This is a genomic window from Variovorax sp. 54 (assembly GCF_002754375.1).
Taxonomy (GTDB): Bacteria; Pseudomonadota; Gammaproteobacteria; order Burkholderiales; family Burkholderiaceae_C; genus Variovorax.
On the sequence record NZ_PEFF01000001.1, the window covers coordinates 2,833,386 to 2,845,403 of the forward strand.

At 68.3% G+C, this 12,018-nt stretch carries 9 protein-coding genes; 6 read left to right on the forward strand and 3 right to left on the reverse strand.

From position 1 onward, the window contains the following. Positions 1-89 precede the first annotated feature (89 nt). From CLU95_RS13120 to CLU95_RS13140, 5 genes are read left to right on the forward strand one after another with little or no spacing between them, the layout of a single operon-like run. Positions 90-1,196, forward strand: coding sequence for an efflux RND transporter periplasmic adaptor subunit (locus tag CLU95_RS13120; RefSeq protein ID WP_099793713.1), 1,107 nt, complete (start codon positions 90-92; stop codon positions 1,194-1,196). Then, the gene (locus tag CLU95_RS13125) at positions 1,193-4,291 is read left to right on the forward strand and encodes a MexW/MexI family multidrug efflux RND transporter permease subunit (RefSeq protein WP_099793715.1); all 3,099 of its coding nucleotides are present in this window, start codon (positions 1,193-1,195) and stop codon (positions 4,289-4,291) included. The genes CLU95_RS13120 and CLU95_RS13125 overlap by 4 nt, the downstream gene beginning before the upstream one ends. A 13-nt stretch (positions 4,292-4,304) precedes the next feature. Beyond that, positions 4,305-5,744: an efflux transporter outer membrane subunit gene (locus CLU95_RS13130; RefSeq protein ID WP_099793718.1), complete on the forward strand. Its 1,440-nt coding sequence runs from the start codon at positions 4,305-4,307 to the stop codon at positions 5,742-5,744. A 38-nt stretch (positions 5,745-5,782) separates the two neighbouring features. Further along, complete coding sequence (locus CLU95_RS13135; protein ID WP_099797273.1) at positions 5,783-6,448, forward strand: helix-turn-helix transcriptional regulator; 666 nt, start codon at positions 5,783-5,785, stop codon at positions 6,446-6,448. A gap of 52 nt (positions 6,449-6,500) precedes the next feature. After that, entirely contained in the window at positions 6,501-7,082 is a 582-nt protein-coding gene (locus CLU95_RS13140) for a superoxide dismutase (RefSeq protein ID WP_099793720.1), read from the forward strand. A gap of 62 nt (positions 7,083-7,144) precedes the next feature. Here the strand turns inward: CLU95_RS13140 and CLU95_RS13145 are convergent, their stop codons facing one another. Continuing rightward, a complete protein-coding gene (locus CLU95_RS13145) occupies positions 7,145-9,730 on the reverse strand; it encodes a hypothetical protein (protein ID WP_099793722.1) in 2,586 nt (861 codons plus the stop codon). A 101-nt stretch (positions 9,731-9,831) separates the two neighbouring features. Beyond that, positions 9,832-10,209 (reverse strand): VOC family protein, encoded by a 378-nt coding sequence (locus tag CLU95_RS13150; RefSeq protein ID WP_099793724.1) that lies wholly within the window; start codon positions 10,207-10,209, stop codon positions 9,832-9,834. 211 nt (positions 10,210-10,420) lie between these two features. Here CLU95_RS13150 and CLU95_RS13155 point away from each other — a divergent pair, with 211 nt between their 5' ends. Then, positions 10,421-11,407 (forward strand): Bug family tripartite tricarboxylate transporter substrate binding protein, encoded by a 987-nt coding sequence (locus CLU95_RS13155; RefSeq protein ID WP_099797275.1) that lies wholly within the window; start codon positions 10,421-10,423, stop codon positions 11,405-11,407. A gap of 116 nt (positions 11,408-11,523) precedes the next feature. On the opposite strand, the gene CLU95_RS30625 is transcribed toward CLU95_RS13155, so the two are convergent. Continuing rightward, entirely contained in the window at positions 11,524-12,018 is a 495-nt protein-coding gene (locus CLU95_RS30625; RefSeq protein WP_143605992.1) for a hypothetical protein, read from the reverse strand.

Sequence of the window (12,018 nt, forward strand, 5' to 3'; positions counted from 1 at the left end):
TATCGAGGCCATTGCCACGTCGTTCTCGACATCGTTCGGACGCGATCTAATAATCAAAGTACTTTCTTTGATAAAAGAGCAGGTTGCGTATGAACAAACAATCCAGGACCTGGCTCGGCGCCGGTCTCACGGTCGCGGTGCTGGGCGCGGCGGGCTACGGGCTCGTGGCGAAATTCCAGCCGGCCCATGCACAGGACGGCGCCACACCGCCGGCCAAGGTGGCGGTGGCCCCCGCGAGGCAGACCGAGATGGCGCGCTTTCTCAGCGGCATCGGCACGCTGGAGGCCAACCGGCAGGTCGAAGTACCGGCCGAGGTGGAGGGACGGGTCGCGAAGATCCTGTTCACGCCGGGCGCGCAGGTGCGTGCCGGCCAGCTGCTGGTGCAGCTCAACGACGCGCCCGAGCAGGGCGACCTCGAACGGCTGCGCGCCCAGCAGGCCAATGCCAGGGCCTTGCTCGAACGCACGCGCCGCCTGCTGCCGCAGCAGGCCGCCACGCAGGAGCAGATGGAGCAAGCCCAGGCCGCGTTCGACCAGGCCAGCGGCGAGCTGCGGCGCGTGCAGGCGCTCATCGAACAGAAGCACATCAAGGCGCCGTTCGACGGCGTGCTGGGCATCCGCAAGGTCAACCTCGGCCAGTTCGTGCGCGCCGGCGATGCGCTGGTGTCGCTGACCGACAGCCGCACGCTCTTTGCCAACCTCACGCTGCCCGAGACCGCGCTGCCGGCGCTCAAGCGCAACCAGGCGGTGGCGCTCGCGGTCGATGCCTACCCGGGCCGCGTGTTCCCCGCGAAGCTCAGCGCCATCGAACCGATGATCGGCAGCGACACGCGCACCGTGCGCTTGCAGGCCACGGTCGACAACGCCGACGGCGCGCTCACGCCCGGCATGTACGTCAACGGCAAAGTCGCGCTGCCCCCGCGCGCCGACGCCATCGCCGTGCCTGAAACCGCCATCACCTACAGCACGCACGGCGACTCGGTGTTCGTGGTGCGCGCCGGCGAAAAGGGCGACGGCTTCTCGGTGCAGCAGGTGTTCGTGAAGACCGGCGAGCGGCAGGACGGGCTGGTCGTGGTCGAACAAGGCCTGAAGGCCGGCGAGCAGGTCGTCACCTCGGGCCAGCTGCGCCTGTACAACGGCGCGGCCGTGGCGCCGGCCGCGAAGGACACGCTGGCCCTCACGGAGCCGAAGTCATGAAGTTCACCGACCTCTTCGTGCGCCGGCCCGTGCTGGCGCTGGTGGTGAGCACGCTCATTCTTCTGCTCGGCGCCCGCGCGCTGGGCGACCTGCCGGTGCGCCAGTACCCACTCACCGAAAGCACCACGCTCACCATCACCACGCAGTACCCCGGCGCCTCGCCCGAGCTGATGCAGGGCTTCGTCACGCAGCCCATCGCGCAGGCGGTGGCCACCATCGAGAACGTCGACTACCTCTCGTCGTCGTCCACGCTGGGCCGCAGCGTGATCAGCGTGCGCATGAAGCTCAACGCCGACGCCAACCAGGCGCTCACGCAGGCGATGGCGCAGGTCAGCCAGGTGAAGTACCGGCTGCCGGCCGAGGCCTTCGATCCGGTGATCCTCAAGTCGGCGGGCGAGGCCACGGCGGTTGCGTACGTGGGTTTCTCAAGCAAGACCATGCCGGTGCCGCAGCTCACCGACTACCTCTCGCGCGTGGTGCAGCCGCAGTTCGCGTCGATCGAGGGCGTGTCGGGTGTCGAGGTGTCGGGCGGGCAGACGCTGGCAATGCGTGTGTGGCTCGACGCCAACCGCATGGCCGCGCGCGGCATCTCGGCCGGCGAGCTGGCCGACGCGCTGCGCCAGAACAACGTGCAGGCCGCACCCGGGCAGGTGAAGGGCCTGTACGTGGTGTCGAACATCCGCGTGAACACCGACCTGGTGAACGTGGCCGAGTTCCGCGACATGGTGATCAAGCGCGACGGTGAAGCCATCGTGCGGCTGGGCGACGTGGCCACCGTGGAACTCGGTGCGGCCAGTGCCGACAGCAGCGCGACGATGGACGGCGACAAGGCCATCTACCTCGGCCTGCAGGCCGCGCCCAACGGCAACCCGCTGGTGATCGTGAAGCGCATCCGCGACCTGCTGCCCGGCATCAAGCAGAACCTGCCGCCGGGCGTGGAGGTGCAGCTGCCTTTCGAACTCGCGCGCTTCATCGAGGCCTCGATCGACGAGGTGCAGAAGACGCTGCTCGAAGCCATCGCCATCGTGGTGCTGGTGATCTTTCTCTGCCTGGGCTCGCTGCGCGCGGTGCTCATTCCGGTGGTGACGATTCCACTGTCGATGCTGGGCGCGGCGGCGCTGATGCTGCTGTTCGGCTTCAGCATCAACCTGCTCACGCTGCTCGCAATGGTGCTGGCCATCGGCCTGGTGGTGGACGACGCCATCGTGGTGGTGGAGAACGTGCACCGCCACATCGAAGAGGGCAAGTCGCGCGTGCAGGCCGCGTTGATCGGTGCGCGCGAAGTGGCCGGTCCGGTGATCGCGATGACGCTCACGCTGGCCGCGGTGTACGCGCCCATCGGCCTCATGGGCGGGCTCACAGGCTCGCTGTTCAAGGAGTTCGCCTTCACGCTCGCAGGCGCGGTGGTGGTGTCGGGCGTGATCGCGCTCACGCTGTCGCCGGTGATGGCGTCCTTCCTGTTGCCGCAGGACGCCAGCGCGGGCCGCGTGGCCCGCATGGCCGAAGCCTTCTTCCACAAGCTCGCCACGGCGTATGGCCGGCTGCTCGACGTGTCGCTGCACCACCGCTGGGTGACGGGCCTGCTCGCGGCAGCGGTGCTGGTGAGCCTGCCTTTCCTTTACAACGCCGCGCAGCGCGAGCTGGCGCCCGGTGAAGACCAGGCGATGGTGATGACCGTCATCAAGTCGCCGCAGCACGCCAACATCGACTACGTCGAGAAGTTCGGCCAGACGTGGGACGCGGTGCTGGCCAAGCTGCCCGAGAACACCGGCCGCTGGCTCATCAACGGCTCGGACGGTGTCTCCAACAGCATCGGCGGCGTGCAGCTGTCCGACTGGAAAGACCGCGAGCGCAACGCCGACCAGATCCAGGCCGACGTGCAGGGCGGCATGAACGAGGTCGAAGGCAGCAGCGTGTTCGCCTTTCAGCTGCCGTCGCTTCCCGGTTCGACCGGTGGGCTTCCGGTGCAGATGGTGATCCGCAGCGCGGGCGACCACGCCACGGTGTTCGAGGCGATGGAAACGTTGAAGAAGGCGGCGCGCGAGAGCGGCAAGTTCGCCGTGGTCGACAGCGACCTGGAGTTCAACAACCCCGTGACCGAAGTGCGCGTGGACCGCGCCAAGGCCAACAGCATGGGCGTGACCATGAAGGCCATCGGCGACACGCTGGCGGTGCTGGTGGGCGAGAACTACGTCAACCGCTTCGGCATGGACGGCCGCTCGTACGACGTGATTCCGCAGTCGCCGCGCGACCAGCGGCTCACGGCCGAGGCGCTGTCGCGCTACTTCGTGAAGAGCGCGAGCGGCCAGCCCGTGCCGCTGGCCAACCTGGTGACGCTGTCGACGAGCGTGGGCCCCAACAAGCTCACGCAGTTCAACCAGCTCAATGCCTCGACCTTCCAGGCCATTCCGATGCCTGGCGTGACCATGGGCGACGCAGTGGCGTTCCTGAGCGAAGAGGCGAAGAAGCTGCCGGCCGGCTTCAGCTACGACTGGCAGTCGGACGCGCGCCAGTTCACGCAGGAAGGCTCGGCGCTGGTGATGGCCTTCGTGTTCGCGATCGTGGTGATCTACCTGGTGCTGGCCGCGCAGTACGAGAGCCTGCGCGACCCGCTGATCATTCTGATCAGCGTGCCGATGTCGATCTGCGGCGCGCTGGTGCCGCTGGCGCTGGGCTTTGCCACCATCAACATCTACACGCAGATCGGGCTGGTGACGCTCATCGGGCTCATCAGCAAGCACGGCATCCTGATGGTGGAGTTTGCCAACGAGATCCAGGAGCGCCAGAACCTGGACCGCCGCGCCGCCATCGAGCAGGCCGCGCGCATCCGGCTGCGCCCGATCCTGATGACCACAGCCGCGATGGTGGTGGGCCTGGTGCCGCTGCTGTTCGCGAGCGGTGCGGGCGCCAACAGCCGCTTCAGCATCGGCCTGGTGATCGTGGTCGGCATGCTGGTGGGCACGCTGTTCACGCTGTTCGTGCTGCCCACCATGTACACGCTGCTGGCGCGCGACCACCGCACGGTGGGCCGCTCGGCGCGCACCGCCGAACTCGAAGCGCTGGTGGCGCGCGAGCCCGCCGGCGACCCCGCCTGATGACACCGGGAGCATGACCATGACAAGAAGACTCTTCTCTTACGCCGCGCCGTTCGCCCTCAGCGTGCTGGTGCTGGCCGGCTGCGCGGTCGGTCCGAAGTACGCCGCGCCGAACGACGCGCCGGTGGCCATCTCTGCGCCCGAGCGCGCGCTGTTCGCGCCCGACGCGGTGCAGCGCGACTGGTGGCGCCAGCTCGACGACCCGCAGCTCGACGCGCTCATCGAACGCGCGCTGGCCGGCAACCACGACATCCGCATCGCGCAGGCCCGGCTGCTCGAAGCCCGTGCGATGCAGACCGAGGCCGAGCTCGACCGCCTGCCCGTCGTGACGCTGGGCGCCAGCAAGACACGCAGCATCGCGCAGGGCAACGGCGTGCCGGCCGATGCGCGCACGCTGGCGCAAAGCAGCCGCGCGGGCTTCGACGCCGGTTGGGAGATCGACCTGTTCGGCCGACTCCAACGGATGGACGAAGCCGCCACCGCGCGCGCCCAGGCCAGCGCAGCCGACCTCGAACAGGTGCGCATCGTGGCCGTGGCCGAACTGGCGCGCAACTACTACGAAATGCGCGGCGCCGAGCAGCGCCTGGCCGTGACGCAGCGCACGCTCGACAGCCTGCGCCAGAGCCTGCGCGTGACCGAGGCGCAGGTGCAGACCGGGCGCGGACTCGAAGGCGACCTGGCGAGCGCGCAGGCCAACCTGGCCAGCACCGAGAGCCAGCTGCCCGCGCTCGAAACCGCGCGCCGACAGGCCGCTTACCGCGTCGCCGTGCTGGCGGGCCTGCGCCCGGCCGAGCTGGTGCCGATGCTGCAGCCGCAAGCGCTGCGCGTGCTCGACAAGCGCCTGCCCATCGGCGACCTCGGCGAACTGCTGCGGCGCCGGCCCGACGTGCTGCGCGCCGAGCGCGGCCTGGCGGCCAGCACCGCCGATGTGGGCGCGGCCACGGCCGAGCTGTATCCGCGTGTCGACATCGGGGGTTTTCTGGGGTTCATCGCGCTGCGCGGCGCCGACCTGGGCAGTTCGTCGAGCCGCGCCTTCAGCGTCACGCCCGGCGTGAGTTGGCCGGCTCTGCGGCTGGGCTCGGTCAAGGCCCGCCTGCGCGGCGCCGAAGCCCGTGCCGAGGGCGAGCGCGCCGTCTACGAACAGACCGTGTTGCGCGCCATCGAGGACGTGGAGAACGCCCTCACCGGCTACGGCCAGAACCAGCTGCGCCTGCAGCGGCTGCTGGAGGCCTCGGCCCGCAGCGGCCGCGCCGCCGAGCTGGCCCAGGTGCGCTACCGCGAAGGCGCCGCGCCCTACCTGAGCGTGCTCGACGCGCAGCGCACCCTGCTGCGTGCGCAAGACGCCGTGGCCGAGGCCGAAACGGCTTCTTTCACCAGCCTCGTGGCGCTTTACAAAGCGCTCGGCGGAGGCTGGCAAGCGCCCACGGATTTGAGGGGAGGCCCAACGACCTGACAATGACGCTGTTTTCCCTCCCCACGACCGAAGCTGCCATGTCCGCCCCCGATGCCACCAAGCCCACCTGGATGCCGCACCAGCCGGCAGACCGCATCCTCTCCACGCTGAAGACCCGCGGCGCGCTCGGCATCCCCGACATCGCCAAGGTGCTGAACGTGACGGTCGAGGCGGTGCGCCAGCAGATGTCCAAGCTCGAGACCGAAGGGCTGGTGGACGCCGAGAGCCGCTCCAGCGGCCGCGGCCGTCCGACCCAGATCTGGCGGCTCACCGGCGAAGGGCACAAGCGCTTTCCCGACACGCACGCCGAGATGACGGTGCAGATGATCAGTGCCGTGATCAGCGTGTTCGGCGAAAAGGGCATGGACCAGCTCATCGGCGCGCGCGAAGCCACCATGCGCGCCACCTACACCGAGGCCATGCGCGGCGCGCGCAACCTCGAGACGCGGCTCGAACGGCTGGCGGACATCCGCAGCCGCGAGGGCTACATGGCCGAGTACCGGGCCGAGGGCGACGGCTTTCTCTTCATCGAGAACCACTGCCCCATCTGCACCGCGGCGCAGGCCTGCACCGGCTTTTGCCGCAGCGAGCTGCAGCTCTTCGACGAGGTGCTGGGGCCCGAGGCCGACGTGAGCCGTGTCGAGCACGTGCTTGCAGGCGCGCGGCGCTGCGCGTACCGCGTCGTGCCCAAGGCACGCGCCTGAAGCGCCGAAGCACCATCTTGTTTTTATCCACCAACTAGAAAGAAAGACCCCCATGGAACACACCCTTCCCCCGCTGCCGTACGCCATCGACGCGCTGGCCCCCGAGTACTCGCAGGAAACGCTCGAGTTCCACCACGGCAAGCACCACAACGCCTACGTGGTGAACCTGAACAACCTGCAAAAGGGCACCGAGTTCGAAGCGATGACGCTCGAAGAGATCATCAAGAAGTCCACCGGCGGCATCTACAACAACGCCGCGCAGATCTGGAACCACACCTTCTTCTGGAACTGCATGAAGCCGCAAGGCGGCGGCGCTCCCACCGGTGCACTGGCCAAGGCCATCGATGCCAAGTGGGGCAGCTACGACGTCTTCAAGGAAGCCTTCGTCAAGTCGGCCGTGGGCAACTTCGGTTCGGGCTGGACGTGGCTCGTGAAGAAGGCCGACGGCTCGGTGGACATCGTGAACACCGGCGCCGCCGGCACGCCGCTGACCACCGCCGACACCGCGCTGCTGACGGTGGACGTGTGGGAGCACGCGTACTACATCGACTACCGCAACATGCGCCCGAAGTTCGTCGAGACCTTCCTGGCCAAGCTGGCCAACTGGGACTTTGCGGCCAAGAACTTCGGCTGAAGCCGGCGTTCTCGCCCTGAAGGAAGCCGACCCGAGGGTCGGCTTTTTTACGGGCGCTCGGTTCAGCGCGGCGCCGTCACCATCCAGTCGATCCAGCGCGCCACGTAGGCCTGGTCGAGGTCGAAGTAGTGGGTGTGGGCGCCGCGGCCGAGGCAGGCCTCGTGCTCGGCCGTGGCGCACCAGGCGGGTGGCGCCGTCACCGGCTCGTACGACTTGTCGTCAGCGCCCCAGAGCCAGCGCCCGACGTAGTCGCCGGCCGTGTAGAGGTTGACCCAGCGGTCCACGCCGACCTTGGCCGCGCTCGGCCCGCCGCCGTTCGCGTCTTCCGCCGTCACCCAGGCATAGAGGTGCGGAAAGCGCGCCGCATACAGCTGGCGCAGCGGGCAGCCGGCGGTGAGCAGCAGCAGCCGGCTCTTGTTCAGCGCCGTCCAGAGTTCCGTCACCCGCGTGTCGACCTTCTGCTCGGCGCGGAACTGCAGGTAGCGCAGCAGCTCCGTCGAGATCACCGTGCCCTGGCTGTGGGCCACGATCACGATGCGGTCGTAGCCCTGCGCCGCCACGTGCTCCAGCAGCGACACGTAGCGCGAGAAGATGCGCGCACGCGGAATGGCGCGGCGCGGAAACTCGCGGAAGTGGCCGTCGACGTCGAGTGCCACGTCGAGCGGCATGCGCAGGCCCGGCACGGTGCGCGACAAGAACCCGCCGAGCAGCGAGACGGCAGCCGTCAGCGTGGCGGCGGTGAAGATCAGCGGCTTGAGGCCGGTCTGCGACACCCCCGACAAGGCGATCACCACGCCGTCGAGCCACGCGCCGACCTCGACATCGCACTGCTTGAGCACCAGCAACAGGGCGACCACGCAGGCGCCGAACACGCTGAGGGTCGTGAGGAAGGTGACGAAACAGTCGAGCCGCCGGTAGCCTGCGCCGAGCCACAGGCCCAGGCCCTCCGACGTGCCGAAGGCCACCTTGAGCTCGGCGAACAGGCTGGGCACCAGCACCGCCACGAGGTAGGCCAGCAGCGACAACGTGAGGCCCGCCGTCAAGGCGAAGGTTTGCGTGCTTCGTTCATAGCGGTCGTGCAGAAAGTTCGCACCGTCGCCCCAGCACATGTCCTTGGAAAACCAGAACGGCGCATAGGCCACGCCCCGTGCGCCGAGTTCCACCAGGTTCGTCAGCACGGCCCACGCCACCATCGTCAGTGCCACGAACGCCGCCAGCGACACGAACAGCCCGAGCCGCCCCGTCGCGATGCTGCCGCGCGCGGCCGGGCTGCGGTCGGGCACGGCCTCCCCGGCGATGAGCCAGGCGATGAGCAGCAAGGCGGCCCCGCCCCACCAGACCACGACGCCTATCAGCAGGTACTCGACCACCCGCATGCCGGCGCGCACCCAGTGGCGCAGGTCGTCGATGGCGCCCGCCGCCGCGGCGTTGATGGCCACGTGCACGAGCAGCGCCGCCACGGTCAGCGCCATCAGGCCCAGCCCCCAGGTGCGTGCGGCCGGAAAGCGGTCGCGCGCGATGCGCAGGGCGCGGTCGGCCAACGCCACGAGCAGTGCCACCCAGGTCACGCCGACCACCCAGTGCGCGGGCACCTGGGTCCACAGGAACACCACCGCCACACAGGCGTACAGGCCCACCACGATGCGTGCGGACGCAGTGCTGCGCGCCTGGTAGCAGTACCACCAGAAAGCCAGCACCGGCACGACGACGGCCAGCACCCGTCGCAGCAGTTCGGTGAGCGAGAACGCGTCAGGTGCGGGCTCGGCCCGCGCCAGGCCGCCGAGCCCCGCGATCACCAGCCCGACGAGCAACAGCTGCAGGAAGATGTTGGCCAGCAGGTTGGCAAAGACCCAGTCGAGCGCGGTCTGCAGCTTCGCCAGACAGGCCCAGGGCCGCGCGTCCGGAGGTCTGGGCTTCTTGTTCGCACCCGCCGCTTCGGCCGCCCGGTCCACCGCGTCGCGGCCGAGCTGCGACAAGCGGAACACGATGGTGAACAGCTCGGCGACGATGCGCGCCACCGAGCCCGGCAGGCGCGACAGGTCGGCCCAGTACATCTCGTGCACGTCGATGCGCTGCTGCACCGGCTGCCCGTTCGCATCGGTGGCGTCGCGCGTCATGCGCACGCGCGTGGCCTCGTAGGCCTCGTGGTCGGGTTCGGCGCGCTGCGACTTGAACAGCAGGTAGTCGCTGAAGGCGATGTCGGGGTTGCTCTTCTTCAGCTCGCGCGGCGTGAGCGGTCCGTGTCCCTTGGCGGCGCGCACCACGCCCGCGTCCTCGGACTCGGCGGTCGAGATCCAGTCGTCGGCGCTGAAGTCGGAGGTCTTCGACTGCCGCATCGCCTTGCGCACGGGCGGCACGTAGGCCTTCTGCGCGGCGGCGCCTTCCGTGGCGGCCTTCTCATTCTTGTCCTGATGCTGGGTGCGCTGTTGCACCATCGAGGTCAGCGGCGGCACCGGCAGCAGGTGGGTGTCGCAGTCTGCCTGCCGGTAGGCCGTGCCGGGGCCGGGGTTGTTGAGCATCAGCGAGGCGATGGCGCGGGCTGTGTCGCCGGCCTTCTGGTCAGCCACGCCGTGGATGGCGATGACCGCGACGCGCTCGGGACGTGCGGGTGGCTCAGACGTTGACGGCTCGGGCGACGGTGCGCGCATGGAGTGACTCCTCATGCCACGCGGGTGCATGGCAGGAGGGATTGTCCGCAGCGCGTCGCGCTTGGCTTCCCCCAAACGAGGGATGCCGGACGGCCAGTGCCTCAGCCGCCGATCAGGTGCAGGATGTTCCCGTCCGGGTCCTTGAACCACGCCATCTTCATGCCGCCCGCGACGTGGAGGTCGCCTTCGCGCTTCGTACCGGGCATGTCGTAGTGCTCGAAGCGCACGCCCTTGGCCTTGAACGCGGCGACGAGGCGCTCGATGTCCGCGCCGACCTGCCAGCTCACGGCCGTGGCCTGGTTCGTGCCTGCGAACGACGAGCGGTACACCTGGACGCGCGTGTTGCCGCTTTGGTAGACGACGACCTCGTCGCCCTCCGAATCGACCTGCGCAAGGCCCAAGGTGTCTTCGTAAAAACGGCGCGCCACGGTCATGTCTTTCACCGCGAGATTCGCCACCGCATCGATGTTTCCGAGCATGGGTGTCTCCTGTGGGGGGAATGGACTTTTCATCTTCGGCGGCCAGATGGCCCTGTCAAGTCGGCGCCGTCCGATACGGGGCCCATCGCAAACCACGAAAATGGGGGGATGCCCCTTCCGGCACACTGCACCGTGGGTGCAGTGAGGTCGAAAGACCTCCACCGACACTGCCGCCCCCCGATCCGCTCAGACCGAGAGAGACAAACCCATGATCCGAAGAAAACTCACCCGCTCGCTGGCCCTCGTGCTCGCACTCCCCCTGGCCTTCGCCGCCGTGGCCGCGCAGGCCCAGACCGCCGCCTACCCCGCCAAGCCCATCCGCATGGTCGTGCCCTTCCCGCCCGGCGGCGGCACCGACATCCTGGCGCGCCTGGTCGCGCAGAAGCTCACCGAGGCCAACCACTGGACCGTGGTGCCCGACAACCGCGGCGGCGCCGGCGGCACCATCGGCATCGCCGAGGCGGCGCGCGCCGCGCCCACGGGCTACGACATCGTGATGGGCCAGAAGGACAACATGGTCGTCGCGCCCTGGCTCTACAAGAGCCTCAGCTACAACCCGGTGAAGGACCTCACGGCCGTGGCCCACGTGGCCTACACGCCGGTGGTGATCGTCACGCAGGCCAACTCCAAGTTCAAGACGCTCGACGACGTGGTGAAGGCCGCGCGCGCCGCGCCCGACACCGTCACCTACGGCTCGCCCGGCAACGGCACCACCATCCACCTGGCCGGCGAGATCTTCAACGGCGCCGCCAAGATCAAGATGCGCCACGTGCCCTACAAGGGCTCCAACGCGGCCATGATGGACGTGCTCGCGGGCAACGTCGACCTGATGGTGTCGTCGGTGCCTTCGGCACTGGCGCAGATCAAGGCCGGCAAGCTGCGCCCGCTGGCCGTCACCTCCGCCAAGCGCAGCACCTCGCTGCCCGACACGCCCACCGTGGCCGAGCTGGGCTACAAGGACTTCGACGTGAGCACCTGGTACGGCGTCTTCGTGCCGGCCGGCACGCCCAAGGACATCGTCACCACGCTGAATGCGGCGGTCAACAAGCTGCTGGCCACGCCGGAGATGAAGGCGGCCATCATTGCGCAGGGCGCGGAGCCGCAGAGCATGACGCCGGAGCAGTTCGGTGCGCTGCTGAAGACGGACTATGAGAAGTGGAAGGGGATCGTGCAGGCCTCGGGGGCGACGATCGAGTAAGAACAGCGATGCTGTCTTTCTCCTTGCCCTCTTGGGGGCAAGGAGCAACGCTCAGACTCGAACGAGATCCATGCCCAGCTGTGTTCAGTGCACACCCTGAATACAGTTCAACGGCTTCACGCCGGAACCCATGCTCGTAGGCGCGCGTTTACTTCGTCCATCGGAAGCCGGCATCGCCTATGGGAACACACCCGTGTAAGCCCCTCCCACAAGGCAAGGCTCGAAACCAGACCAGATGCAGCCATCTGATCGAGCAACCAAAGCAAGCCAAAAGTAGGGACGTGGCGTCCCACTGCTTCATTGCGAAGCGCTCGATCGCCAGTTACCAGTGCATGAGCGGGCCTTGTCGCGCAGCTCAACGCAAAGCAATCTGCCAGTGACAGCCCGGCTCTTTGTGCTTTCACCTGCTGCACAAGCGTCATTTCATCTGGCGTCAATGCCACAACCCCCAAGCCTAGCGCGCGCAGGTAAGGACCGTTCTCTGCTTCAAGTTCATTCGCGTAAAGCAGATCAGGCACCACCATAGTCAAGCCGCAGCCGAACGCGGCCTCCAACAGGCCTCCTCGCTCCAGATCCACCAAGACAGACGTGTCCGAGACGAGGATGATCAT

Coding starts and splice junctions, on each gene's coding strand:
- CLU95_RS13135 (WP_099797273.1), top strand. CDS start 5,783: ATGTCCGCCCCCGATGCCACCAAGCCCACCTGGATGCCGCACCAGCCG.
- CLU95_RS13145 (WP_099793722.1), bottom strand. CDS start 9,730: ATGCGCGCACCGTCGCCCGAGCCGTCAACGTCTGAGCCACCCGCACGT.
- CLU95_RS13125 (WP_099793715.1), top strand. CDS start 1,193: ATGAAGTTCACCGACCTCTTCGTGCGCCGGCCCGTGCTGGCGCTGGTG.
- CLU95_RS13140 (WP_099793720.1), top strand. CDS start 6,501: ATGGAACACACCCTTCCCCCGCTGCCGTACGCCATCGACGCGCTGGCC.
- CLU95_RS13130 (WP_099793718.1), top strand. CDS start 4,305: ATGACCATGACAAGAAGACTCTTCTCTTACGCCGCGCCGTTCGCCCTC.
- CLU95_RS13120 (WP_099793713.1), top strand. CDS start 90: ATGAACAAACAATCCAGGACCTGGCTCGGCGCCGGTCTCACGGTCGCG.
- CLU95_RS13150 (WP_099793724.1), bottom strand. CDS start 10,209: ATGCTCGGAAACATCGATGCGGTGGCGAATCTCGCGGTGAAAGACATG.
- CLU95_RS30625 (WP_143605992.1), bottom strand. CDS start 12,018: ATGATCATCCTCGTCTCGGACACGTCTGTCTTGGTGGATCTGGAGCGA.